This is a genomic window from Streptomyces sp. cg35 (assembly GCF_050410835.1).
Classification (GTDB): domain Bacteria; phylum Actinomycetota; class Actinomycetes; order Streptomycetales; family Streptomycetaceae; genus Streptomyces.
The window spans coordinates 2,219,259-2,242,605 of the sequence record NZ_CP191268.1 but is presented as its reverse complement, the minus strand read 5'-3'; the positions used below and the strand labels follow the sequence as shown (position 1 = coordinate 2,242,605).

At 71.1% G+C, this 23,347-nt stretch carries 21 protein-coding genes; 12 read left to right on the top strand and 9 right to left on the bottom strand.

Annotated features, from left to right (window positions below; all coding sequences use genetic code 11):
• Nucleotides 1-11 precede the first annotated feature (11 nt).
• The gene (locus ACQUQD_RS10325; RefSeq protein WP_428951745.1) at nt 12-1,886 is read right to left on the bottom strand and encodes a BTAD domain-containing putative transcriptional regulator; all 1,875 of its coding nucleotides are present in this window, start codon (nt 1,884-1,886) and stop codon (nt 12-14) included.
• Between the two features lie 260 nt (nt 1,887-2,146).
• Here ACQUQD_RS10325 and ACQUQD_RS10320 point away from each other — a divergent pair, with 260 nt between their 5' ends.
• From ACQUQD_RS10320 to ACQUQD_RS10310, 3 genes are all read left to right on the top strand, one after another.
• Nucleotides 2,147-2,617, top strand: a complete 471-nt coding sequence (locus tag ACQUQD_RS10320) for a nuclear transport factor 2 family protein (protein ID WP_428951744.1) — start codon at nt 2,147-2,149, stop codon at nt 2,615-2,617.
• A 77-nt stretch (nt 2,618-2,694) separates the two neighbouring features.
• Nucleotides 2,695-3,624, top strand: coding sequence for an alpha/beta hydrolase family protein (locus ACQUQD_RS10315; RefSeq protein WP_428951743.1), 930 nt, complete (start codon nt 2,695-2,697; stop codon nt 3,622-3,624).
• Nucleotides 3,621-4,352 (top strand): PIG-L deacetylase family protein, encoded by a 732-nt coding sequence (locus ACQUQD_RS10310; protein WP_428951742.1) that lies wholly within the window; start codon nt 3,621-3,623, stop codon nt 4,350-4,352. Before ACQUQD_RS10315 ends, ACQUQD_RS10310 begins: the two co-directional genes overlap by 4 nt.
• A gap of 24 nt (nt 4,353-4,376) precedes the next feature.
• Here the strand turns inward: ACQUQD_RS10310 and ACQUQD_RS10305 are convergent, their stop codons facing one another.
• The 4 genes from ACQUQD_RS10305 to ACQUQD_RS10290 form a co-directional block, all read right to left on the bottom strand.
• Nucleotides 4,377-5,048 carry a DNA methyltransferase gene (locus ACQUQD_RS10305; RefSeq protein ID WP_428951741.1) on the bottom strand — a complete coding sequence of 224 codons (672 nt, stop codon included), beginning with the start codon at nt 5,046-5,048 and terminating at the stop codon, nt 4,377-4,379.
• An 85-nt stretch (nt 5,049-5,133) separates the two neighbouring features.
• Complete coding sequence (locus ACQUQD_RS10300; RefSeq protein WP_428951740.1) at nt 5,134-5,667, bottom strand: DUF6879 family protein; 534 nt, start codon at nt 5,665-5,667, stop codon at nt 5,134-5,136.
• Nucleotides 5,668-5,731: 64 nt separating this feature from the next.
• A complete protein-coding gene (locus ACQUQD_RS10295) occupies nt 5,732-6,433 on the bottom strand; it encodes a 4'-phosphopantetheinyl transferase family protein (RefSeq protein WP_428951739.1) in 702 nt (233 codons plus the stop codon).
• A gap of 4 nt (nt 6,434-6,437) precedes the next feature.
• Entirely contained in the window at nt 6,438-6,695 is a 258-nt protein-coding gene (locus tag ACQUQD_RS10290) for an acyl carrier protein (protein ID WP_428951738.1), read from the bottom strand.
• Between the two features lie 257 nt (nt 6,696-6,952).
• Here ACQUQD_RS10290 and fabF point away from each other — a divergent pair, with 257 nt between their 5' ends.
• The gene (gene fabF, locus ACQUQD_RS10285; protein ID WP_428951737.1) at nt 6,953-8,191 is read left to right on the top strand and encodes a beta-ketoacyl-ACP synthase II; all 1,239 of its coding nucleotides are present in this window, start codon (nt 6,953-6,955) and stop codon (nt 8,189-8,191) included.
• 123 nt (nt 8,192-8,314) lie between these two features.
• Here fabF and ACQUQD_RS10280 read toward each other — a convergent pair whose 3' ends face one another.
• Together ACQUQD_RS10280 and ACQUQD_RS10275 are read right to left on the bottom strand one after the other, a co-directional pair.
• Entirely contained in the window at nt 8,315-8,668 is a 354-nt protein-coding gene (locus ACQUQD_RS10280) for a hypothetical protein (protein ID WP_428951736.1), read from the bottom strand.
• A gap of 22 nt (nt 8,669-8,690) precedes the next feature.
• Complete coding sequence (locus tag ACQUQD_RS10275) at nt 8,691-9,176, bottom strand: hypothetical protein (protein WP_428951735.1); 486 nt, start codon at nt 9,174-9,176, stop codon at nt 8,691-8,693.
• Between the two features lie 238 nt (nt 9,177-9,414).
• Here ACQUQD_RS10275 and ACQUQD_RS10270 point away from each other — a divergent pair, with 238 nt between their 5' ends.
• A complete protein-coding gene (locus tag ACQUQD_RS10270; RefSeq protein WP_428951734.1) occupies nt 9,415-9,834 on the top strand; it encodes a VOC family protein in 420 nt (139 codons plus the stop codon).
• 102 nt (nt 9,835-9,936) lie between these two features.
• Nucleotides 9,937-12,327 (top strand): ATP-binding cassette domain-containing protein, encoded by a 2,391-nt coding sequence (locus ACQUQD_RS10265; protein WP_428951733.1) that lies wholly within the window; start codon nt 9,937-9,939, stop codon nt 12,325-12,327.
• Here the strand turns inward: ACQUQD_RS10265 and ACQUQD_RS10260 are convergent.
• Nucleotides 12,290-13,573 (bottom strand): MFS transporter, encoded by a 1,284-nt coding sequence (locus ACQUQD_RS10260; RefSeq protein ID WP_428951732.1) that lies wholly within the window; start codon nt 13,571-13,573, stop codon nt 12,290-12,292. The genes ACQUQD_RS10265 and ACQUQD_RS10260 overlap by 38 nt on opposite strands.
• A 436-nt stretch (nt 13,574-14,009) precedes the next feature.
• On the opposite strand from ACQUQD_RS10260, the gene kdpF reads away from it, so the two are divergent.
• Genes kdpF through ACQUQD_RS10230 form a run of 6 tightly spaced genes read left to right on the top strand, consistent with a single transcriptional unit; the run spans nt 14,010 to nt 21,864 of the window.
• Complete coding sequence (kdpF, locus tag ACQUQD_RS10255) at nt 14,010-14,099, top strand: K(+)-transporting ATPase subunit F (protein WP_018533641.1); 90 nt, start codon at nt 14,010-14,012, stop codon at nt 14,097-14,099.
• A gap of 8 nt (nt 14,100-14,107) precedes the next feature.
• On the top strand, nt 14,108-15,769 hold the full coding sequence (gene kdpA / locus ACQUQD_RS10250) for a potassium-transporting ATPase subunit KdpA (protein ID WP_428951731.1): 1,662 nt from the start codon (nt 14,108-14,110) through the stop codon (nt 15,767-15,769).
• A 41-nt stretch (nt 15,770-15,810) separates the two neighbouring features.
• Nucleotides 15,811-17,910 carry a potassium-transporting ATPase subunit KdpB gene (gene kdpB / locus ACQUQD_RS10245; protein ID WP_428951730.1) on the top strand — a complete coding sequence of 700 codons (2,100 nt, stop codon included), beginning with the start codon at nt 15,811-15,813 and terminating at the stop codon, nt 17,908-17,910.
• Nucleotides 17,911-17,915: 5 nt separating this feature from the next.
• A complete protein-coding gene (locus ACQUQD_RS10240) occupies nt 17,916-18,569 on the top strand; it encodes a potassium-transporting ATPase subunit C (protein WP_428951729.1) in 654 nt (217 codons plus the stop codon).
• On the top strand, nt 18,566-19,258 hold the full coding sequence (locus ACQUQD_RS10235; protein WP_428951728.1) for a response regulator: 693 nt from the start codon (nt 18,566-18,568) through the stop codon (nt 19,256-19,258). Before ACQUQD_RS10240 ends, ACQUQD_RS10235 begins: the two co-directional genes overlap by 4 nt.
• 17 nt (nt 19,259-19,275) lie before the next feature.
• Nucleotides 19,276-21,864: an ATP-binding protein gene (locus ACQUQD_RS10230; RefSeq protein ID WP_428951727.1), complete on the top strand. Its 2,589-nt coding sequence runs from the start codon at nt 19,276-19,278 to the stop codon at nt 21,862-21,864.
• Here ACQUQD_RS10230 and ACQUQD_RS10225 read toward each other — a convergent pair.
• A complete protein-coding gene (locus ACQUQD_RS10225) occupies nt 21,782-23,335 on the bottom strand; it encodes an AbgT family transporter (RefSeq protein WP_428951726.1) in 1,554 nt (517 codons plus the stop codon). The two genes, ACQUQD_RS10230 and ACQUQD_RS10225, sit on opposite strands and share 83 nt — an antisense overlap.
• Nucleotides 23,336-23,347: the final 12 nt, after the last annotated feature.

The following is a 23,347-nucleotide window of genomic DNA, read 5'->3' as shown; positions in this document are numbered from 1 at the left end:
AGGTCGGCGGCCTAAACAGGCAGCCGCACGCCCTCGCTCACCGGGCCCGTCCGGTCCGCCCTGAGCTCGTTCGCGAAGCTGCGCTGCAGACCGTCGAGCCGGTAGCGGGTGGGCAGATCGGCCACGGCGGCCTCGGCCACGGTCAGGAAGTGCGCCTCCACCAACTGCTCGCAGGCGTCCTCGACCGTGGCGAAGTCCTTGCCGAGCACCGGGCACGCCAGATGGGCGTCGAACTCGGACACCGGCAGGTCGGCCAGGCAGCGCAGCACCTCGCGGGCGTCGTCGGGCAGCGCGTTGTACGACACCGTGAAGCTGGCCCGCACGCTCAGCGAGCTGTGCGCCAGCTCGTCGAGCCGCCGCTCCTCGTCGCTCAGCCGTTCCGCGTAGCGGCGCAGCGACCAGTGGGGCCGGGCGTTGAGCCGTACGGCCGCGGCGCGCAGGGCCAGCGGCAGTCCGCCGCAGTACCGGGCGATCGCGGCGGCCGCGGCCGGCTCCTGGGTGACCCGCTCCGCGCCCAGCATCCGGGCCAGCAGCCGCACACTGTGCCCGTGCGGCAGCTCCGCCAGTTGCAGGACGCGGGCGCCCAGCGGAGTGCTGAGCCGGCCCCTGCTGGTGAGCAGCACCGCGGTGTCCCCGCTGCCCGGCAGCAGCGGCTGCACCTGTTCGTCGTCGACCGCGTCGTCGAGCGTGATCAGCAACTGGCGCCCGGCGAGGGCCAGTCGGTAGACCTCGGCGCGCTCGTCGGGGTCGGCCGGGATCTGGTCGGGGTCCGTGCCCAGCGCGCGCAGCAGCCGTCCCAGCACCGCGTGCGGATCCGCCGGACGGGCCCCGCTGCCGCGCAGCGCCGCGTACAACTGGCCGTCGGGGAAGGCGGATTGGAGTCGATGGCTCAGACGGACGGCCAGCGCCGTCTTGCCGACACCTCCGCCGCCGACGATCAGGACAGCGGGCGGCTGCGATGCGGACGTCCGCGTCAAGGTCTTCTGGACCAGGTCGAGTTCGCGTTCGCGCCCCGTGAAGTCGGGCAGGTCCACCGGCAGCATCTGCGGGACGACGACGGCGGGCCGGGGCGGGACGAGGAGCTGCGGCGTCCCGGCGCCGAGCGCGTCGGCGCTCCGCTCGGGCGGCGGCGGGGGAGCGGCCGCCTCGCCGCGCAGGATCGTCTCGTAGAGCTGCTGCACCCGGCGCGACGGGTCCGTGCCGAGTTCCTTGGCGATCAAGCGGCGCATCGACTGGTAGTGCTCAAGCGCGTCGACGCTGCGCCCTTCCAAGTAGAGGGCGAGCATGAGGCGTTCGCCGAGCTGCTCGGAGAGCGGGTCGGTCAGCAGCGCGGCGCGGAGCTCCGCGAGGACGGCGCCGGGCCGCTCCAGCCGGATCTCGGTGTCCGCCCACTGACTGAGCGCCTCATGGTGCAGCTGCCGCAGCGTCTCGCGGACCCGGGCCGCCCATTCGCTGTGCATGCCGCCCAGCGCGTCGCCCCGCCACATGGTCAGGGCCTGCTGGAGCAGCGCGCTGCGTTCCTGGTCGCCGAGGGTCTCCTGCTGGGCGTTCTTGAGCAGTCGGCGGAACCGCACCAGGTCCACGGCGCCGAGATCCGCCGAGACCAGATAGCCGGCCGGCGATCTGACCAGACCGATCGGCTCGGGCAGCTCGGCCGAGGCCCGGGCGAGCGCCCGGCGCAGCCGGGTGACGTAGGTGTGGACGACGTTGCGGACCCCCGCGGGCGGCCGGTCCCCCCATACGCGGTCGACGAGGGACTCCAGCGGCACCGGCCGTTCGGGGTCGACCAACAGGGCGCCGAGGATGCTGCGTTGCCGTGCGGGGCCGATATCGGCCAGCGCGCTGCCCGTCCAGAGTTCTATCGATCCCAGTATCCGGAGCTCCATCGAAGATCACCCGTATCCCTTCAGTGGCCGGAAAGCTAACTCCGGCCGGTGCAGCGCTCCTAGATTTCTGCTCTGCCCTGACGGAGTACGTCATTCCGTTTCCGTGCGCCTCCTGCACCGTCGGGCCCGCGCCGGCCATGGACCGGTCGAGAGCCGCGCACGAGCGGCGCTCGCGCTCCAGCGGAGCGCGAGGGACAGGCGAGGGGAGCGGCCTAGCGTCACCTCTCGAACCGAACCAGCCAATGTCTGAAGGAGTCCCCATGGCCACCGAGGTGCACGCGTTCACCCTGCCCGGCGCGGACCTTCCGCAGCCCGACGCCGAGCTGCGCAAGCGGCGCGAGGCGGTCGTCATCGAGCACACCGTCGCCGAGGGTGCCTGGGACATCGACGGGGTGCTCGCGACGTTCCCGCGGGGCGGCGTGTACAAGGTCATACCGTTCGAGGAGGGCCCGCTGATCGGCGAAGAGGCCATCAAGAAGGGCTACTTCGCCGAGTTGGAGAAGGCCTTCCCGGTCGCCGACCACGGTCTGACCCACGTCCATCACACGCCGACCGCGGTGATCGTGGAGGCGCAGTTCCGGGCCAAGCAGGAGGCGGACTGGCGGGGCATCCCCAACCGCGGCAAGACCGTCGACGCCCCCGTGGCGATCTTCTTCCACTTCGACGGCGACGTGCTGCTCGACGAGACCCTCTACTTCGACATGGCCACCTTCCAGCGTCAGCTCGCCTGAGCCTCCCGCCGGGGCGCCCGCAGCCGGGCGCCCCGGCCGCCCGGACTCAGTTCACCGCCGACCGACAAGGACCACCCATGAGCGTGTCCAGGACGGACCGGAAGAAGAAGCCGCTGCCGACCCACTCGCCCGGGGTGCGCCCGATCCTCCTCGATGCCGCGGGCCTCACCCTGTCCGGACTGCTGGCCGAACCGCCCGACGGACCGCCGCGGGCCACCATCCTCGCCGTCCACGGCGGCGGCATGACCGCGGGCTACTTCGACGGGCAGGTCCACCCCGACCTGTCCCTGCTCACCCTGGGCGCCCGGCTCGGCTTCACCGTGCTGGCCCTCGACCGGCCCGGCTACGGCCACTCCGCCGAGCAGATACCCGACGGCATGACGCTCGAGGAGCAGTCCGCCGTCCTGCCCGCGGCCCTCGACGCCTTCGCCGAACGGCACGCCGTCGGACGGGGATTCCTGCTGCTGGCCCACTCCTACGGCGGCAAGCTCGCCCTCACCACCGTCGCCCGCACCCCCGGCCTGCTCGCCCTGGACGCCTCCGGCGTCGGCCACCGCTTCGGCGTCGAGCCGGCCGGCCGGCGCCTGGGCCGCCGCATGGACTGGGAGCGCAACTGGGGCCCGCTGGGGCTGTACCCCCCGGGCACCTTCCGCGCGGCCGAGGCCCTGCTCGCCCCCATGCCCGCCCGCGAGGGCGCCGAGGTCGACCTGTGGCCGCACATGTTCGAGGAACTCGCACCGCGGATCGACATCCCGCTGCGCCTGACGTTCGCCGAGCACGAGGCCTGGTGGCTGCACGAGGACCAGGACCTCGCCGATCTGACCTCCCGGCTGACCAAGGCACCCGTCGTCCGCGTCGAGCGCCTGCCCGACGCGGGCCACAACATCAGCCTCGGCCTGGCCGCCCGCTGCTACCACCTGCGCGCGCTCGCCTTCTTCGAGGAGTGCCTGCACACCGCCGCACAGACCACGACGTGGCCGACGCGCACCCCTGGAGAGACGACATGACCGAGCCGTACCGGCCGATGCCGGAGGACTGGCAGCGCGCGCTGTGCGTCGTCGCGCACCCCGACGACCTCGAGTACGGGCCCGCCTGCGCGGTCGCCCGCTGGACCGCGCAGGGCAAGTCCGTCGCCTACGCCGTGGTCAGCCGCGGCGAGGCCGGGATCGCCACCATGGACCCGGAGGCCACCGGCGCGATGCGCGCCGAGGAACAACTGCGGGCCGCGGCCGCGGTCGGGGTGCGGGACGTGGACTTCCTCGGCCACCCGGACGGTGTCATCGAGTACGGCCTGCCGCTGCGCCGGGACATCGCGCGGGCGATCCGCAGGTACCGCCCCGAGGTGCTGGTCACCATCAACTTCTACGAGCGCTGGCGCAGCGGTGACTGGAACACCCCCGACCACCGCAACGTCGGCGTCGCGCTGCTCGACGCGGCGAGCGACGCCGGCAACCCCTGGGTCTTCCCCGAACTCCTCGACGAGGGCTTCGAGCCGTGGGCCGGCGTGCGCTGTGTGGCGGTCGGCGGTTCCCCGGAGTCCGGGCACGCCGTCGACGTCACCGAGGGCATGGCCGCCGGCATCGAGGCGCTGGCCGCGCACGCCGGCTATCTGAAGTCGCTGCCGCCGGACAACCCGATGGCCGACGTGGCCGGCTACCTCACCACCAAGCACCAGCGCTTCGGCGAGCGCTTCGGCGGCGTGCCGACCATGCCGTTCGAGATCATCGGTGTCTGAACGGCATCGGCGGTCAGGGCCGGATCAGGAGTCGGCGGCGGAGAACAGCAGGCAGTAGTCGCCGGTGAGGCTCTCCGACGGCGTGCTCCACTCGAAGTAGATCTCGCCCTCGAACTCCAGCACCGCGGACAGGGCGTGCCCGATGTCGAACGCCAGCGGGGTGACCTTGCCGCTGGAATCACGGAAGTTGCCGACGCAGACGCCGATCCGGCCGCCCGGCCGCAGATGCTTGCCGATGGTGCCGAAGATGTCCGCCAGCTCGGCGAGATAGCGCCCGTAGGACCCGTCCATGGTGCGGAACGCGGTGAGCGGGTTCTCCGGGTGGTCGTGCCGCGCCATGTACGGCGGGCTGGTCAGGCACAGGTCGAACTCGCCGAGCCCGAGCCGGTCCCAGTCGCGCACGTCGCCCGCGAGGAACCGGCTCGGCGACCCCGCCGGCAGCCGGGCACTGCTGGACGCGACGCGCTGCTCCTGCAGTTCGATCCCGGTACCGACACGGCCCAGCCGGTCGGCGACGACGATGGTCGTCCCGTAGCCGGAGAACGGGTCGAGCACCCGGCCGCCCGGCGGGCTGAACGCCTCCACGACCGGCCGGATCTGCGCCTCGGTGAAGTGGATGTCGTTGCGCGCGCCCGGTGGCCGCTCACGCGCCTTGTCCTCGCTGTCCAGGCGGAGCAGCCGGTGTGCCGTCATCATGTCCTCCTACGAAGAGGACGACCCGTCTCCCGTCCCGCGGACGAAGCCCGCGGTGACGGGGGAGGGGTCGTCGGGGCGTGGCGCCTCAGGCCGCGGCCTGCTCCTTGCGCGGCGGCGTGTAGTCGGCGTGGTCGACGGCGCGCTCCCACACGGCTTCGAACGCCTCCTTGCACCGCTGGATCAGCTCCGGGTCCTCGGAGAACTCGTGCGGGCCCCACGAGCCGTCGCCGTGGAAGTTGGTGAAGCGCACCAGGCTGTCGTCGAACACCCAGAAGTCGTTGCCCGGCAGCATCAGTTCCGAGGCGCGCTCCCGCGGCAGCCAGCGCACCTTCTCGCCGGCGGGCACGTTCACGATCGTGGTGGTCTCCCACTCGTACTGGATGAAGTCGGTCACCGGCTCGGACACGATCCGCGCCCGCCGCCAGTCGATGCCGCGCTTCGTCGCGTCCTGCACCAGGTCGACCCAGTCGGTGTGCCGGTCGTACTCGATCGGGATGCCCTTCTGCCAGTCCACGAAGACCGGCCCCTGCGGGGTGTAGATGTCGCGCGTCTCCAGGTGCACGGCGGAGTGCTTGGTCTGCGCGATCAACTCGGCGAAGGCCGGGAAGTTGCTCGACATGCGGATCTCCAATCCAAGGTCGTACCGGGGTGAGGTCAGTTGACAGGTCGGGCCTCGAAGCGGGCTAGAGAACCGGTCCGGCGGCCCGCCACGCGGTGCTCAGACGCGTCGGCCGGGTGCTCACCGCGGCGACCAGGGCGCCCCGGCGGGAGTCCGTCACGTCCGTGACATAGACGTCCTCGAAGCGCAGCGGCGTCCCGTCCCCCTGCCCGCCCAGCGGAAGCGCCGAGAGATCAAGGGTGTCGAGCGAGTCCGGGTCCGTCCTGCCGATCTTGATCAGCGCCTCCTTGCGGACCCATTGCCGCAGGAAGGCCTGACCGGGGTCGGCGTGCGCGGTCACCAGAGCGAGCTCGGCGGCGGTGAGCACGCGGTGCATGACTCTGGTGCCGCGGCGCCGCGCGAGCCGCTCCACGTCGATGCCCACCGGGACGTGACCGGCGGCGGCGGCCACCACGCCGTCGGTGTGGGAGAGACTCAGATGCACGTCCGGCCGGCCGGCGAGCAGCGGCCGGCCGTGGTCGGTCCCGCGGCACGTCGGGCAGTGCTGGGCGAAGGCCACCTCGGCCGGGGCGACGCCCAGCAACCGCCCCGCGCAGAGCCGGACCAGGGCGTGCGCGGCGACGAAGTCCCGGCGGGCCGGCTCCCGGTGGAACCGCGCGAGCCGCCCCCGCTCTCTCTCGTTCAGCAGGTGCGGTCCGGCCAGCGGATGGCGCAGCACCTCGTCGGTGCCCGCCACCACGGCCACCGGGCCGCCCGCGTCGGTCATCGCGTCACTGACCGGAAGCGCCGGCCAGGATGCGGTCCACCAGCTCGCCGATGGTGACACCGGCCAGCTCGGCCCGCCGGATGTCCACCCGGTACTCCCGCTTGACCGTGACCATCAGGTCGGCGACGTCGAGCGAGTCGATCTCCAGCGTGTCGATCGTGGTCTGCGCGGAGATGGTGTCCTCCGGTATGCCGAGGTCGACGAGCTCGGTGCGGAGCAACGCGTGCACGGCCTCCGCGGTCACCTCAGGGGCATGGGACATGGGGTATCTCCTTATGGTCGGACGGAAAGCGAACCGCGGGCGAAGAATGTCTCCCCATACTGTCTCCAGGCATTCTCAATAAATGCTTGAGCGGCACTCGAAAAAAACTTGAAAAATTCCCGATGAATACTTGAAATGCGGTTGCTGTCTCGCCGTCAAAAACGGCTCTGAACTGGTCTTACGGATGCGGCTGTCGGAATTTTTGTGCCATCTTCGCCTTCTTCTCCAGGTCAACCGGACCGAGTATTGTCCGTGCAATGCATGATGACGTCGTAATCACAGGTATAGGGGCTCTCACGCCGGTCGGAAATGATCGGGAGAGCAGCTGGGAAGCGATAGTGGCGGGCCGGTCGGGCATCGGACCCATCACCGCTTTCGACACCGCCGGCATGAGCACGCGCATCGCCGGCGAAGTGAAGTCCTTCCGGCCCTCCGACCACTTTGACGCCAAGCGCACCCGGCGCATCTCCCGGTTCACCGCCTTCGCCGTCGTGGCGGCACGCGAAGCGGTGGCCGACGCGAAGCTGGACATCGACGACGACAACCGGGACCGGGTGGCGGTCGTGGTGAACACCGGCGTCGCGGGCTTCGACACCATCGAGGCGGCCACCCGGCAACTGGTCGCCGACAGAGAACCGAGCTCCTACTTCGTGCCGTACTCCCTGGCGAACATGCCCAGTTGCGAGGTGGCGATCGACCTCGGGGTCCACGGCCCGGTCAACGCCAACGCGCTGGCCTGCACGAGCGGCCTGTACTCCCTGATGGACGCGCGGCGCCTGATCCTCTCCGGCGAGGCGGACGTGGTCGTCTGCGGCGGCACCGACGCCGGGGTCACCCCGGTGTTCATGAACGGGCTGTCCACCATGGGCGCGCTGTCCCGGCGCAACGACGACCCCACCCGGGCGAGCCGCCCGTTCGACGTGGACCGGGAAGGGTTCGTGCTCGGCGAGGGCTCGGTGGTCCTGGTCCTCGAGTCCGCCGAGCACGCCCGCAGGCGCGGGGCCACCCCGTACGCGAGCGTCAGCGGTGCCGCGCTGACCTGCGACGCCTTCCATGTCAGCGCCCCGAACCCGACGGGCGAGTACGCCACGGCCGCGATCAGGACCGCCGTGCAGCGGGCGGCGGTCGCACCGGACGACATCGACTACATCTGCGCCCACGGCACGTCCACCAAGGCCAACGACCGCACCGAGACCAAGGCGATCCGTACGGCGTTCGGCGCGGCGGCGGACAGCATCCCCGTGAGCAGCCCGAAGTCGTCCGTCGGCCATCTCGTCGGCGGCGCGGGCGCGTTGAGCGCGATGGTGTGCGCGCTGGCCGTCCGCGACGGCGTCGTGCCGCCCACGATCAATCTGAACTCCCCGGACCCGGAGTGCGACCTGGACCACGTGGCCAACGTCGCGCGGCGCACGCCCGTGCGCACGGCGATGGCGAACGCCTTCGGCTTCGGCGGCCAGAACTGCGTCGTGGTCTTCACGGCGCCCGACCAGTTCTGACGGTCCGGCGCCGGTGGCGGAGCGTTCCGGGGCAAGGGGTGCCGCCCGCCGGGCGGCACATCCGGCTGCCGGAGCCGCTTCGTGGCCGCTCTCCGGGCGGACGGAGGGGCTTCGCGAACCGGCCTACGACACGCGTCGGGCGAGCGCTGCCGTGTCCGGCTCGGAATCCTTCGTGTGCCACCACTCCGTCACGTTCGTGACGACGAGGAATCCCGCCGTCCGCAGGTCCTCGTCGCTCGGGCTGCCGTCGAGGAGCTGCTCGGCGTCATCGGTGAAGTCGAGGGTGAACAGCCATCGCTGCTCCGGCTCGCCGGACGGGGTGACACCGAGGTCGAGCTCGACGTCGACCCGAGGTGCCCGCTCCTCGGTGCGCTCCAGCACCCGCAGGGCCCGCACACGCACAGCGGCGGGCAACTGGTCGTCGTAGCGACGCAGCTGGGCGCGCAGCCGCTGCGCGGTGGCCGGCTGAAGAGACATGGCACCTCCGTCGTGTCGACCGTCAGCAGGCGGGACCGGCGGGTTCGCCCTTCTTCAGACTAGGCGCCAGAGTTCCGCCGGGCTTCTCGTCCATCGAGTAGGCCGTGATGATCCCCTGGGGCTTCGTCACGCGGTCGCCGCCGTAGACGCCGGGGTTGTCGAGGACTCCGAAGTATTTCGTGCAGGGCGGCATGGCCTCCATGTAGTAGTGCCAGCGGCCGCCGGGGATCGTCGCGGGGGTCCCGGACCAGAGCGCCTTCTTGATCTTCTTGTCGAAGGAGGCGCTCCACCTGCCACGAGCCACCAGATGCTTGTAGCCCCACGTCGTGGTGCCGCAACGCAGCGGAATGATGCCCGGGCCGTTGTTGTAGCGCTTCACGACGTGCTTGTACGACTTACCGGCGCACGGGTCGGCCGCGCTGGCGGTGGGCGCGGTGCCGATGAGGACGGCGGCCGCCATCGTGGTCGAGGCCACGACGGCAGCGGTGACGGTACGCATGCTCTTCATTGGTTCTCCCCTGTTGATCGACACTGCGAGACCCGGTCAGTGATCTCGCTCGACCTGTGGGGAAACCCTGACTGATGGTGCCCAAGGGGTTCTAGGGACTTGGTGCAGCATCGGTCGATGGGCCCAATTGCCCGGATAGTTCAGCACGGCAGCACTCCGGTCTGGTACTGAGTGCTGCCGGCGGACCGGTCAGGAATGGAGAAGCCCGTGGCGGGGTGGCGCGCCTAGCGTCGGAGGCATGGATCTCACCCTGCACTCCACCTTCCTGCCGCACGACGACCCCGACGCGTCCGTGGCGTTCTACCGCGACATCCTCGGCTTCGAGGTGCGCGCCGACGTCGGGTCCGGCGCGATGCGCTGGATCACGGTCGGGCCCGCCGGACAGCCCGGCGTGAACATCGTCCTGGAGCCCCCGGCCATGGACCCGGGCGTCACCGACGACGAGCGCCGGACCGTCGTCGAGATGATGGCCAACGGCAGCTACGCCCGCGTCGTCCTGGCCACCCCGGACCTCGACGCCGCCTTCGACCAGGTGCTGGCGGCCGGCGCCGAGGTCGTCCAGGAGCCGACCGCGCAGCCCTACGGCGTGCGCGACTGCGCCTTCCGCGACCCCGCGGGCAATCTGGTCCGCATCAACGAGGTGCACGACCTGCGGTGACGCGGTACCGCCGGAGATACTGCTCGAAGCCGGCGTGCCGCGCCGGACAGGCGATGCCGTCACAGACCGCGCGGGCGGTCCCGCCCGACAGAGGAGAACACGATGACCAGGGCCAGGAAGACCGCGCCGCAGTCGCCTGAGCAGCACGTTGCCGACAGCCACGATCTGATCCGGGTGTACGGCGCCCGCGAGAACAACCTGAAGGACGTCAGCGTCGAGCTGCCCAAGCGCCGCCTCACCGTGTTCACCGGTGTCTCCGGCTCCGGCAAGAGCTCCCTGGTCTTCAACACGATCGCCGCCGAGTCGCAGCGCCTGATCAACGAGACGTACAGCGCCTTCGTCCAGGGCTTCATGCCGACCCTCGCCCGGCCCGAGGTCGACGTCCTCGACGGGCTGACCACGGTGATCACCGTCGACCAGCAGCGGCTCGGCGCCGATCCCCGCTCCACCGTCGGCACCGCCACCGACGCCAACGCGATGCTGCGGATCCTGTTCAGCCGGCTCGGCAAGCCGCACATCGGCTCGCCCAAGGCGTTCTCCTTCAACGTCGCCTCGATCAGCGGCGCGGGCGCGGTGACCGTCAAGCGCGGCGGACAGGACGTGAAGGAGCGGCGCAGCTTCAGCATCACCGGCGGCATGTGCCCGCGCTGCGAGGGCCGCGGCTCGGTCACCGACATCGACCTGACCGCCCTCTACGACGACAGCAAGTCGCTGAACGAGGGCGCGCTCACCATCCCCGGCTACAGCATGGACGGCTGGTACGGCCGCATCTTCACCGGCTGCGGCTTCTTCGACCCGGACAAGCCGATCAACCGGTTCACCAAGAAGCAGCTGCACGACCTGCTGCACAAGGAGCCGACCAAGATCAAGGTCGACGGCATCAACCTGACGTACGAAGGGCTGATCCCGAAGATCCAGAAGTCGATGCTCTCCAAGGACGTCGACTCGCTGCAGCCGCACATCCGGGCGTTCGTGGAGCGGGCGGTCACCTTCACCACCTGCCCCGACTGCGAGGGCACCCGGCTCAACGAGGGCGCCCGGTCGTCGAAGATCAAGCGGATCAACATCGCCGACGCCTGCGCGATGCAGATCAGCGATCTCGCCGAGTGGGTCCGCGGACTCAAGGAGCCGTCGGTCGCGCCGCTCCTCGAGACGCTGCAGCACACCCTGGAGTCGTTCGTGGAGATCGGCCTCGGCTATCTCTCGCTCGACCGGCCCTCGGGCACCCTGTCCGGCGGTGAGGCGCAGCGCGTCAAGATGATCCGCCACCTCGGCTCGTCGCTCACCGACACCACGTACGTCTTCGACGAGCCGACCACGGGCCTGCACCCGCACGACATCCAGCGGATGAACGAACTGCTCCTGCGGCTGCGGGACAAGGGCAACACGGTGCTCGTCGTGGAGCACAAGCCGGAGATGATCGCGATCGCCGACCATGTCGTCGACCTCGGTCCCGGGGCCGGTGCCGGCGGTGGCAGCGTCTGTTTCGAGGGGACCGTGGAAGGGCTGCGGGACAGTGACACCGTCACCGGGAAGCACTTCGACGACCGGGCCGCGGTGAAGGAGTCGGTGCGCAAGCCCACCGGCGCGCTGGAGATCCGCGGCGCCGCCACGCACAACCTCCGGGACGTCGACGTCGACATCCCGCTCGGCGTGCTGACCGTCGTGACCGGTGTCGCCGGCTCCGGCAAGAGCTCGCTGGTGCACGGGTCGATCCCGGCCGGTGAGGGCGTCGTCTCGGTCGACCAGGGAGCCATCCGCGGCTCCCGGCGCAGCAACCCGGCGACGTACACCGGCCTGCTCGACCCGATCCGCAAGGCGTTCGCCAAGGCCAACGGCGTGAAGCCCGCCCTGTTCAGCGCCAACTCCGAGGGCGCCTGCCCCACGTGCAAGGGCGTCGGCGTCGTCTACACCGACCTGGCGATGATGGCCGGCGTCTCCACGACCTGCGAGGAGTGCGACGGGAAGCGGTTCGACGCCTCCGTCCTCGACTACCACCTCGGCGGCCGCGACATCAGCGAGGTGCTCGCGATGCCGGTGGCCGAGGCCGAGGCGTTCTTCGGCGGCGGCGACGCGCGGACGCCGGCCGCGCACAAGATCCTCGAGCGGCTGAACGACGTCGGGCTCGGCTATCTCACCCTCGGCCAGCCGCTCACCACGCTCTCGGGCGGCGAGCGGCAGCGGCTCAAGCTGGCCACGCACATGGCCGAGAAGGGCGGCGTCTACGTCCTCGACGAGCCGACCGCGGGCCTGCACCTCGCGGACGTCGAGCAGCTGCTCGGCCTGCTGGACCGCCTCGTCGACTCCGGCAAGTCGGTCATCGTGGTCGAGCACCACCAGGCGGTCATGGCCCACGCCGACTGGATCATCGACCTCGGCCCGGGCGCGGGCCACGACGGCGGCAAGATCGTCTTCGAGGGCACCCCGGCCGACCTCGTCGCCCAGCGGGGGACCCTCACCGGCGAGCACCTGGCGGCGTACGTCGGGGCCTGACCGGGCCCCGTCCCGCCTCGCTCGCCGGCCCCACGGCCCCGGTACGCCGCAGACGCAGCACCCGCGCCACGAAGACCAGGGCCACCACGACGGCCACGCCGTGCGCGACGCCGACCACCGACAGCGGTGAGAAGGCGTCGAGCGCGGCGGCCACCGCGATCATTCCGGCGCCGAAACCGAGGTTCTCCACCGTCGCCGACAGGCCGAAGGCGCGGGTGCGCAGGGCGGCCGGCAGGGTCTGCAGATGTGAGCTGTACGACACCTCGGTGACGCCGTCGGCCGCGCCCGCGAGCAGCGCGACCACGACGGTCGCGGCCCAGGGCAGCCCGGCGAACGCCAGGATGAACGTCGCCGACATCACGATCGTGCCGCAGCCGAAGCCGAGCGCCCCGACCGTCCGCCCCGAACGCTTCACGTACCGCTGGAGCACCTGCTGCACCAGAACGTTGCCGAGCGCCCACGTACACCAGAAGACACTGACGAACACGGCGGGCCGGGCGGCGTCCAGCTCGGTCGAGTACACGGGCAGGGCCGCGTTGTGCGAGGAGGAGCCGAGCGCGTCGATGCCGCGCAGCGCCACCATCAGGGCGACGGCCGGGGCCGCGGCGAGCGCGACCGGCGCCCCCGCCCGCCACCGTCCGCGCGGTGCGGGCGGCTCGGTGCCGCCGTCACCGGCGGTCCGCGCGGGACGGCCGGTCAGCGGCAGCAGCGCCACGGACGCGGCGCACGCCAGGAACGTCGCCATGTCGATCAGGAAGGCCGCCGTGTAGCCGAGCAGCGACACCACGACGCCGGACGACGCGAAGCCGACCACCATCGCCATCGAGCGGCCGCTCACCATCAGGGAGTTGGCCCAGGTGCGCCGCCCCTCGTCCACCATGTCCGGGACCGAGCTGCGGAACGCGACCATGAAGACGGTGCCCGCCCCGCCGGTCACCGCCGAGACGAGGAACAGCGCGGCGCCGCGCAGCCCGTCGGGCGCGCACACCAGCAGGAGCAGGGCCGCCGCCTGGACGACGTTCGACCAGAACATCGCCGGTTTCGCCGCCCAGCGGGCCAGCAGCGGCGCGGCGCCGAGCCCCGCGAGGAACCCGGCACCGAGCCGTACGGCCATGAACACGCCCACCGCGAGGGCCCGGTCCGTGACCGCGTAGACGTACAGATTGAGCGCGACCAGATTCAGGTACGTGCCGTAGGACGAGAGTGCGTATCCGGTCACCAGAATGCGGTACCGGCGTTCCTTCATCGGTGAACTCCCCCTGTACGAACCCGCGTTGTCGCAGCCTATGTGCAGATGTGCAGTGCACATACCCGGGCCCGTCTACGGCCCGTCGAGGTCGGGGGACTGCGCGCGAGGAACGCGCACGCGCCGTGGCACCGGCGCCGTCATCTGCCGGCCGCGGTTCCGTTTGACGTGGATCACGTCGCGCCCCCGGCCACGTAAGAGACGCGTCAAAGGCGTGTGCGCCCCCGTAAGGGAGCCGTCAACGGGGAGCGAAACCGGCCATGACCGGGGGTTTCCTCTAATCGTCCGACCGTGTCACTCGTTCGGGCGCCGCACGTTCATTCCTGTCCCTTCCGCACCTCACCCAGGAGCTCACGATGGCCGACGTGGCCTTCGTCGTCACCACGCTCGCGGTTTTCGCCCTGGTGGCACTCGTCGCCAAGGGGGTGACCAAGCTGTGACCGCCGAGAACATCGTCGGCCTCGTCGTGGCCGTCGCCCTGCTGGGCTATCTCGTCCTCGCCCTCATCTACCCGGAGAGGTTCTGAGCGCCGACATGAGCCCCGTACTTGCCGGAGCCCTTCAGTTCCTCGCCCTGTGCGCGGCGCTGGCGCTGGCCTACCGTCCCCTCGGCGACCACATGGCCCGGGTCTACTCCTCCGAGAAGCACCTCCGGGTGGAGAAGTGGATCTACAAGGGCATCGGTGCCGACCCGAACACCGAGATGCGCTGGACCGCGTACCTGCGCGGCGTCCTCGCCTTCTCGGCCGTGAGCGTCCTCTTCCTCTACCTGCTGCAGCGCCTGCAGGGGAGCCTGCCGGGCTCGCTCGGCTTCCGGTCGATCGACCCGGACCAGGCCTTCAACACGGCCGCTTCCTTCGTCGCCAACACCAACTGGCAGTCGTACTACGGCGAGCAGACCATGGGCCACGTCGTGCAGACCGGCGGCCTCGCGGTGCAGAACTTCGTCTCGGCGGCGGTGGGGATCGCCGTCGCGGTGGCCCTCGTCCGCGGCTTCGCCCGCTCCCGCACCGGTGAGCTGGGCAACTTCTGGGCCGACCTGGTCCGCGGCACCGTCCGCATCCTGATCCCGATCTCCGTGATCGGTGCGCTCGTCCTGGTCGCCTGCGGCGCGATCCAGAACTTCGCCGGCATCCACGAGGTCGGCCAGTTCATGGGCGGCTCGCAGCAGTGGAACGGCGGCGCCGTCGCCTCCCAGGAAGTCATCAAGGAGCTCGGCACCAACGGCGGCGGCTACTTCAACGCCAACTCCGCCCACCCGTTCGAGAACCCCAACGGCTTCACCAACCTCTTCGAGGTCTTCCTGATCCTGGTCATCCCGTTCGCGCTGACCCGCACGTTCGGCAGGATGGTCGGCTCCCTCAAGCAGGGCTACGCGATCCTCGCCACGATGGCGACGATCTGGGTCGCCTTCACCGGCCTGATGATGTGGACCGAGTTCGCCCACCACGGCCCCGCGTTCGATCTCGCGGGCGGCGCCATGGAGGGCAAGGAGAACCGCTTCGGCATCGGCGGCTCGTCCATCTTCGCGGTCGCCACGACGCTCACCTCGACCGGCGCGGTGGACTCCTTCCACTCCTCCTTCACCGGCCTCGGCGGCGGCATCACGATGCTGGGCATGCAGCTCGGCGAGATCGCGCCCGGCGGCACCGGATCCGGCCTCTACGGCATGCTGATCATGGCGATCATCGCGGTGTTCATCGCCGGTCTGATGGTCGGCCGCACCCCCGAGTACCTCGGCAAGAAGATCGGCACCCGCGAGATCAAGCTCGCCGCCTGCTACATCCTGATCACGCCGGCGCTCGTCCTCGTCTTCACGGCCTTCTCGATGGCCCTGCCGACGCCGAAGAACTCCCTGCTGAACAGCGGCGCGCACGGCTTCTCCGAGATCCTCTACGCGTTCACGTCCGGCGCCAACAACAACGGCTCCGCCTTCGCGGGACTGAGCGCCGACACGAACTGGTTCAACACCACCATCGGCCTCGCGATGCTGCTCGGCCGCTTCCTCCCGATGGTGTTCGTGCTCGCGCTCGCCGGTTCGCTGGGCGAGCAGAAGCCGGTCCCGGTCACCGCGGGCACCCTGCGCACCAACAAGCCGCTGTTCACCGGCCTCCTGGTCGGCACGGTCCTGATCGTCGCCGGCCTGACCTACTTCCCGGCGCTCGCGCTCGGGCCGCTCGCCGAGGGGCTCGCGTGATGAGCACCGACCTCAAGCAGACAGAGAATCCAGAGGACAGCATGTCCACAGCCACTCCCACCCGGGCCCCGCACCAGGACGTGCCCACCGGCCACACGTCCGGGCAGGACAAGGTCGGCGCGGGTCTCTTCGACCCGAAGCAGCTGCTCAGGTCGCTCCCCGACGCCTGCCGCAAACTGCACCCGCGGGTCATGGTCAAGTCACCCGTCATGTTCGTGGTGCTGATCGGCTCGGTCCTGACGACGCTGTTCTCCTTCAAGGACCCCTCCGACTGGTTCGGCTGGACCATCAGCGCCTGGCTCTGGCTGACGGTGATCTTCGCCAACCTCGCGGAGGCCGTCGCCGAGGGCCGCGGCAAGGCCCAGGCCGACACGCTGCGCAAGGCCAAGACGGACACCGTGGCGCGCCGGCTGAACGGCACCGCCGAGGAGCAGGTCCCCGGTACGGAGCTGAAGATAGGCGACCTCGTCGTCTGCGAGGCCGGCGACATCATCCCCGGCGACGGTGACGTCGCCGAGGGCGTGGCCTCCGTCGACGAGTCGGCCATCACCGGCGAGTCGGCCCCGGTCATCCGCGAGTCCGGCGGCGACCGCAGCGCCGTCACCGGCGGCACCAAGGTGCTCTCCGACCGCATCGTCATCAGGATCACGACGAAGCCCGGCGAGACGTTCATCGACCGCATGATCAACCTGGTCGAGGGCGCGGCCCGGCAGAAGACGCCGAACGAGATCGCGCTCAACATCCTGCTCGCGTCGCTGACCATCGTGTTCCTGCTGGCGGTCGCCACACTGCCGCCGTTCGCCGACTACGCGGGCAAGAGCCTCGACATGGTCGTCCTGGTCGCCCTGCTGGTCTGCCTCATCCCGACCACCATCGGCGCCCTGCTCTCCGCCATCGGCATCGCGGGCATGGACCGCCTGGTGCAGCGCAACGTCCTCGCCATGTCCGGGCGCGCCGTCGAGGCCGCCGGCGACGTCTCCACCCTGCTGCTCGACAAGACCGGCACCATCACCCTCGGCAACCGCCAGGCCGCCGAGTTCGTCCCGGTCAAGGGCACCACCGAGGCCGAACTCGCCGACGCCGCGCAGCTGTCGTCGCTGTCCGACGAGACCCCCGAGGGCCGCTCCGTCGTCGTCCTCGCCAAGGAGAAGTACGGCCTGCGCGAGCGGCACCAGGGCGAGCTGACCGACGCCGGTTGGATCGAGTTCACCGCCCAGACCCGGATGTCGGGGGTGGACGTCGACGGGCGCAAGATCCGCAAGGGCGCGACCGGTTCCGTCATCGCCTGGGTCAAGGAACGCGGCGGCGAGGTCGCCGAGGACGCCCAGGCGCTCAACGACCGGATCTCGCAGGCCGGCGGCACGCCGCTGCTCGTGGCCCTGGAGGACGCCGACGGCGCCCGTGTGCTGGGCGTCATCCACCTCAAGGACGTCGTCAAGGACGGAATGCGGGAGCGGTTCGACGAGCTGCGCCGCATGGGCATCAAGACCGTCATGATCACGGGTGACAACCCGCTGACGGCGAAGGCGATCGCGGACGAGGCGGGCGTCGACGACTTCCTCGCCGAGGCCACTCCCGAGGACAAGATGGCCCTCATCAAGCGGGAGCAGGCGGGCGGCAAGCTCGTCGCGATGACCGGCGACGGCACCAACGACGCCCCGGCGCTGGCCCAGGCGGACGTCGGCGTCGCGATGAACACCGGCACGTCGGCCGCCAAGGAGGCCGGCAACATGGTCGACCTCGACTCGAACCCGACCAAGCTCATCGAGATCGTCGAGATCGGCAAGCAACTCCTCATCACCCGCGGCGCGTTGACGACGTTCTCCATCGCCAACGACGTGGCGAAGTACTTCGCGATCATCCCGGCGCTGTTCGCCGCGGTCTACCCGGGCCTGAACAAGCTGAACATCATGCACCTGTCCAGCCCCGACTCCGCGATCCTCTCCGCGGTCGTCTTCAACGCGCTGATCATCATCGCCCTGGTCCCGCTCGCCCTGAAGGGCGTCCAGTACCGGCCGGTGAGCGCCGACCGGATGCTCCGCCGCAACCTCGGGATCTACGGACTCGGCGGTCTGGTGGCCCCCTTCATCGGCATCAAGGTCATCGACCTCCTCCTCTCCCTCATCCCCGGAATCGGCTGATCACGATGAACAACTCGGTAGGAAACACGGCCCGGTTGCTGTGGGCGGGGCTGCGCGCCCTGCTCCTCCTCACCGTCGTGTGCGGCGTCCTCTACCCGCTCGCGGTGACCGGCATCGCCCAGGTCGCGTTCCACGACAAGGCCAACGGCTCGGAGATCACGTCCGGGGGCAGGGTGGTCGGCTCCTCGCTCATCGGGCAGACGTACCTCACCAAGGACGGCAAGCCCGACCTGAAGTGGTTCCAGCCGCGCCCGTCCAACGGCCTCGGCGAGAACAGCGTCAACACGCAGTACAAGCTGATCCTGTCCGGCGCCACCAACCTCTCCGGCGACAACAAGGACCTGATCAAGCAGGTCGAGGAGGCCAGGGCCGCCGTGGTCGAGGACAACTCCACGACGACGTACCGGGTGCGGCCCTCGGACGTCCCGGCGGACGCCGTCACCTCCTCCGGCTCGGGCCTCGACCCGGCCATCTCACCTCGGTACGCCGACCTCCAGATCCACCGCGTCGCGGAGCGCAACCACCTCTCCGTCGCGCAGGTCCGCAAGCTCGTCGACGACCACACCGACGGCCGGATCCTCGGGTTCATGGGGGAGCCCGGGGTCAACGTCCTCGAACTCAACGTCGCGCTCCAGCAGTTGACCGCCGAGAGCGGATGACCCGGGTACTGGTGGTGGAGGACGATCCGCTGCTCGTCCGGGCCCTGGTCCTCACCATCCAGGCGCGCAGGTTCGGGGTCGACGCGGCGCCGGACGGAGCCACCGCGCTCCGTCTGGCCGCCGCGCGGCAGCCGGACGTCGTCGTCCTGGACCTGGGCCTGCCCGACATGGACGGCCTCGACGTGATCAGGGCGCTGCGCGGCTGGACCCGCGTCCCCATCATGGTCCTCTCGGCACGCCGCGCCTTCGCGGAGAAGGTCGCGGCGCTCGACGCGGGCGCCGACGACTACGTGACCAAGCCGTTCAGCATGGACGAGCTGCTCGCCCGGCTGCGGGCGGCGGTGCGCCGCACCGAGCCGGCGCCCGCGGCCCCCGACACCGCGGTCGTCACCACGGACGGCTTCACCGTCGACCTGGTGGCCAAGAAGGCGGTACGGGACGGGCGCGACATCCGCCTGACCCCCACCGAATGGCACCTCCTGGAGATCCTGGTCCGCCACCCGGGCCGGCTGATCAGTCAGCGGCAGCTGCTCCACGAGGTCTGGGGCGCCGCGCAGAGCACCAAGACCAACTATCTCCGCGTCTACATGGCCCAGTTGAGGCGGAAACTCGAAGCGGACCCCTCGCGTCCGCGCTACCTGATCACCGAGCCCGGCATGGGCTACCGCTTCGAGCAACCCGGGCACTGAGGGGAACAGACAGGCAGATGGCCCGCGGCAGGTTCAGGATCTACCTCGGCTCCGCACCCGGCGTCGGCAAGACGTACGCGATGCTCTCCGAGGCGCACCGCCGTACCGAGCGCGGCACCGACTGCGTGGTCGCGTTCGTCGAGCACCACGACCGGCCGCGCACCGAGGTGATGCTGCACGGCCTGGAACAGGTCCCGCGACAGCGACTGGAGTACCGCGGCACGGTGTTCACCGAGCTGGACGTGAACGCCGTGCTCGCCCGCCGGCCGCAGGTCGCCCTCGTCGACGAGCTGCCGCACACGAACGTGCCGGGGTCGCGCAACGCCAAGCGCTGGCAGGACGTCGAGGAGCTCCTCGCGGCCGGGATCGACGTCGTCTCGACCGTCAACATCCAGCACCTGGAGTCGCTGGGCGACGTCGTCGAGTCGATCACCGGGGTCCGGCAGCGCGAGACGGTGCCGGACGAGGTGGTGCGGCGCGCCGACCAGATCGAGCTCGTCGACATGTCACCGCAGGCGCTGCGCCGTCGCATGGCGCACGGCAACATCTACCAGCCGGACAAGGTCGACGCGGCCCTGTCCAACTACTTCCGCCCCGGAAACCTCACGGCGCTGCGCGAGCTCGCCCTGCTCTGGGTCGCCGACCGGGCCGACGAGTACCTCCAGGAATACCGCAGCGAGCACCGGGTCTCGACGATCTGGGGCTCACGCGAGCGCATCGTCGTCGGACTGACCGGCGGACCCGAGGGCCGTACGCTGATCCGACGCGCGGCGCGGCTCGCGGAGAAGGGCGCCGGCGGTGAGGTGCTGGCGGTCCACATCGCCCGCAGTGACGGCCTCACCGCCGCCTCGCCCAAGGAACTCGCCGTCCAGCGCACCCTCGCCGAGGACCTCGGGGGCACCTACCACCACGTCGTCGGCGACGACATCCCCACCGCGCTGCTCTCCTTCGCCCGCGGCGTCAACGCCACCCAGCTCGTCCTCGGCGTCTCCCGCCGCCGGACCTGGCAGTACGCCTTCGGGCCCGGCGTCGGCGCGACCGTCGCCCGCGAGTGCGGGCCCGACCTCGACGCCCACCTCGTCACGCACGACGAGATGGGCAGCGGCCGCGGTCTCGCCCCGGCCGCCCGCACCGGCGTCGGCCGCCGCCGCACACTGTGGGGCTGGGTGACGGGCATCGCGGGACCCGCCCTGCTCACCGTCCTCATCAGCGCCGTCGCCCCCGGCCTCGGCCTCGCCAACGACATGCTGCTGTTCCTGTCGCTGACCGTGGCGGCGGCCCTCCTCGGCGGCCTGCGGCCCGCGCTCGCCTCGGCCGCGTTCGGCTCGCTGCTGCTCAACTGGTTCGCCACACCGCCGATCCACCGGCTGACCATCTCCGACCCGGAGAACATCCTCGCCCTGGCCGTCTTCCTCGGCGTCGCGGCGTCCGTGGCCTCGGTCGTCGACCTGGCGGCCCGCCGCACCCACCAGGCGGCCAGACTGCGCGCCGAGTCGCAGGTCCTGTCCTTCCTCGCGGGCGGCGTACTGCGCGGCGAGACCGGCCTGGAGGCGCTCCTCGACCGCGTACGCGAGACGTTCGCGATGCGGTCCGCCGCCCTGCTGGAACGCGAGAGCGACACCCACCCCTGGACCTGCGCGGGCAGCGCCGGCCCGGGGCCCGCCCCCGCCCGCCCCGAGGACGCCGATGTCGACATGCCCGTCGACGACGGTACGGCGCTCGTCCTCACGGGCCGCGCCCTGCCCGCCGAGGACCGCAGGGTGCTGGCCGCGTTCGCCGCGCAGGCCGTGGTCCTCGTCGACCGCGAACGCCTCAAGTCCGAGGCGGACCGGGCCCGCACGCTCGCCGAGGGCAACCGCATCCGCACCGCCCTGCTCGCCGCCGTCAGCCACGACCTGCGCACCCCCTTGTCCGGCATCAAGGCCTCCGTCACCTCGCTGCGCGCGGACGACGTCGAATGGTCCGCGCGCGACCGGGCCGACCTTCTGGCGGCCATCGAGGACGGCGCCGACCGCCTCGACCACCTCGTCGGCAACCTGCTCGACATGTCGCGCCTGCAGACCGGCACGCTCGCCGCGCTGACCCGGGAGACCGACCTCGACGAGGTGGTGCCGACGGCGCTCGGCGGCGTACCGGACGACCGCCTCGGCCTGGTCGGCCTCGACATCCCCGAGACGCTCCCGATGGTGCTCGCCGACCCGGGGCTGCTGGAGCGCTCGGTCGCCAACATCGTGGAGAACGCCGTGCAGCACACGCCCGACGGCCGGCCGGTCCTGGTCGCCGCGAGCGCCCACGGCGACCGGGTCGAACTGCGGGTCGTGGACCGCGGGCCCGGCGTCCCCGACGACACCAAGGACCGGATCTTCGCCCCGTTCCAGCGCTACGGCGACGCCCCGCGCGGCGCCGGAGTGGGCCTCGGCCTCGCGGTGGCCCGCGGCTTCGCCGAGGCGATGGGCGGCACGCTCGCCGCCGAGGACACCCCCGGCGGCGGCCTCACCATGGTGCTGACCCTGCGGGCCGCGCTCAGCGCACCGCCGCCCCCGGACCGAGCGGAATCCCCAGCACCCACCACGCCAGGAACAGCAGCGTCCACGCCACTGTCATAGCGATCGCCAGGGGCAGGGTGTACGAGGCGAGCGTGCCGATGCCCGCGCTCCTGCGGTAGCGCTGCAGGAAGCCGAGCGCCATCACGAAGTACGGGCTCATCGGTGTGATCGCGGTCGACCCGGAGTCGGCGATGCGGAACAGCGCCTGCGTCGTCTCCGCCGGCACGTGCACCAGCATCAGCATCGGCACCAGGACCGGCGCGGCCAGCGCCCACATCGCCGAACCGCTGGTGACCATCACGTTGACCAGGGTCAGCAGCACCAGGACCAGCAGGAAGACCACGACGATCGGCATGCCGCTGTGCCGCAGCGCCTCCGCCGCCCGCACCGCCAGCACGTCCCCGATGTGCGTCCAGTCGAAGTAGGCGAGGAACTGGGCGATCGCGAAGAAGAGCACCAGGACGGGGGCCATCTGCTTGACGCCCTCGGCCATCAGCCGGGGCACGTCCCCGGCCCGCTCGACGGACCCGGCGCGCCTGCCGTACACGATGCCGGTGACCGCGAACAGGCAGGCCACCACGGCCGCGATGCCGTCCAGGAACGGCGACTCGACGATGCTGCCGCCGTCGCCGCGCAGCGGTGAGGAGTGCGGCAGCAGCGCCGCGACGACCAGCACCAGGCCGGCGCCGAGCGCGAGCAGCGCCGCCCGCAGCGCGGACCGCTCCCGCCCGCTCAGGTGCAGCGCGCCGAGGTCCTCGACGTCGGCGTCCGGATCGGGGTCGAGGTCGGGCCTGCGGGCCAGGACGTACCGCGTGACGAGCGTGATGACGGCGGCGAGCAGCAGCGAGGAGGCGATGTTGAAGAACCAGTTGGACAGGGGGGACACGTACGCGTCGTCGCCGCCGGTGATCTTCGCGGCCGCCGTGGTGATGCCCGCGAAGAGGGCGTCGTTCGGTGTGGGCACGGGGCTCGCGTCGTAGCCGGAGGCGATCGACGTGTACGCCACGACGATGCCGAGCACGGGGGAGCGGCCCACGGCACGGAAGGCGAGGCCGCCGAGCGGCACCAGGATGATGTACGCGGCGGCCGAGGCGACGTGCGCCACCGTCCCGGCGAACGCCACCGCGAACACCACCCACGACGCGGGCACCCGGGCCACGCCGACCTTCATCGCGGCGGCGAGGAACCCGCTGCGCTCGGCCACGGCGACCCCCATGATGACCACGACGATCGTCGCCATGGGCGGGAACGCGGCGAAGTTCGACACCATCGACGACACCGCCATGGCGAGCCCGTCACCGCTGAGCAGGTTCTGCACGGTGACGCTCTTCCCGTCGGCGGGCGACACGACGGACACGTCGAACCCGGCGAGCACGGCGCTGACGACGGCGAGCACCGCCGACAGGATCCAGAACAGCCAGAAGGGATGCGGCAGGGCGTTGCCCGCCCGTTCCACGACGGCCAGGGCGCGGATGACGCGCGGCAGCGGCGCTGCCTCCTCCTGCGGTGGTGCCTGTCTCTCCACGGACATGACGGCGGCTCC

Excerpts from the sequence above, each read along its gene's own strand:
- ACQUQD_RS10325 (WP_428951745.1), bottom strand. The coding sequence starts at position 1,886 with ATGGAGCTCCGGATACTGGGATCGATAGAACTCTGGACGGGCAGCGCG.
- ACQUQD_RS10320 (WP_428951744.1), top strand. The coding sequence starts at position 2,147 with ATGGCCACCGAGGTGCACGCGTTCACCCTGCCCGGCGCGGACCTTCCG.
- ACQUQD_RS10315 (WP_428951743.1), top strand. The coding sequence starts at position 2,695 with ATGAGCGTGTCCAGGACGGACCGGAAGAAGAAGCCGCTGCCGACCCAC.
- ACQUQD_RS10310 (WP_428951742.1), top strand. The coding sequence starts at position 3,621 with ATGACCGAGCCGTACCGGCCGATGCCGGAGGACTGGCAGCGCGCGCTG.
- ACQUQD_RS10305 (WP_428951741.1), bottom strand. The coding sequence starts at position 5,048 with ATGATGACGGCACACCGGCTGCTCCGCCTGGACAGCGAGGACAAGGCG.
- ACQUQD_RS10300 (WP_428951740.1), bottom strand. The coding sequence starts at position 5,667 with ATGTCGAGCAACTTCCCGGCCTTCGCCGAGTTGATCGCGCAGACCAAG.
- ACQUQD_RS10295 (WP_428951739.1), bottom strand. The coding sequence starts at position 6,433 with ATGACCGACGCGGGCGGCCCGGTGGCCGTGGTGGCGGGCACCGACGAG.
- ACQUQD_RS10290 (WP_428951738.1), bottom strand. The coding sequence starts at position 6,695 with ATGTCCCATGCCCCTGAGGTGACCGCGGAGGCCGTGCACGCGTTGCTC.
- fabF (WP_428951737.1), top strand. The coding sequence starts at position 6,953 with ATGCATGATGACGTCGTAATCACAGGTATAGGGGCTCTCACGCCGGTC.
- ACQUQD_RS10280 (WP_428951736.1), bottom strand. The coding sequence starts at position 8,668 with ATGTCTCTTCAGCCGGCCACCGCGCAGCGGCTGCGCGCCCAGCTGCGT.
- ACQUQD_RS10275 (WP_428951735.1), bottom strand. The coding sequence starts at position 9,176 with ATGAAGAGCATGCGTACCGTCACCGCTGCCGTCGTGGCCTCGACCACG.
- ACQUQD_RS10270 (WP_428951734.1), top strand. The coding sequence starts at position 9,415 with ATGGATCTCACCCTGCACTCCACCTTCCTGCCGCACGACGACCCCGAC.
- ACQUQD_RS10265 (WP_428951733.1), top strand. The coding sequence starts at position 9,937 with ATGACCAGGGCCAGGAAGACCGCGCCGCAGTCGCCTGAGCAGCACGTT.
- ACQUQD_RS10260 (WP_428951732.1), bottom strand. The coding sequence starts at position 13,573 with ATGAAGGAACGCCGGTACCGCATTCTGGTGACCGGATACGCACTCTCG.
- kdpA (WP_428951731.1), top strand. The coding sequence starts at position 14,108 with ATGAGCCCCGTACTTGCCGGAGCCCTTCAGTTCCTCGCCCTGTGCGCG.
- kdpB (WP_428951730.1), top strand. The coding sequence starts at position 15,811 with ATGTCCACAGCCACTCCCACCCGGGCCCCGCACCAGGACGTGCCCACC.
- ACQUQD_RS10240 (WP_428951729.1), top strand. The coding sequence starts at position 17,916 with ATGAACAACTCGGTAGGAAACACGGCCCGGTTGCTGTGGGCGGGGCTG.
- ACQUQD_RS10235 (WP_428951728.1), top strand. The coding sequence starts at position 18,566 with ATGACCCGGGTACTGGTGGTGGAGGACGATCCGCTGCTCGTCCGGGCC.
- ACQUQD_RS10230 (WP_428951727.1), top strand. The coding sequence starts at position 19,276 with ATGGCCCGCGGCAGGTTCAGGATCTACCTCGGCTCCGCACCCGGCGTC.
- ACQUQD_RS10225 (WP_428951726.1), bottom strand. The coding sequence starts at position 23,335 with ATGTCCGTGGAGAGACAGGCACCACCGCAGGAGGAGGCAGCGCCGCTG.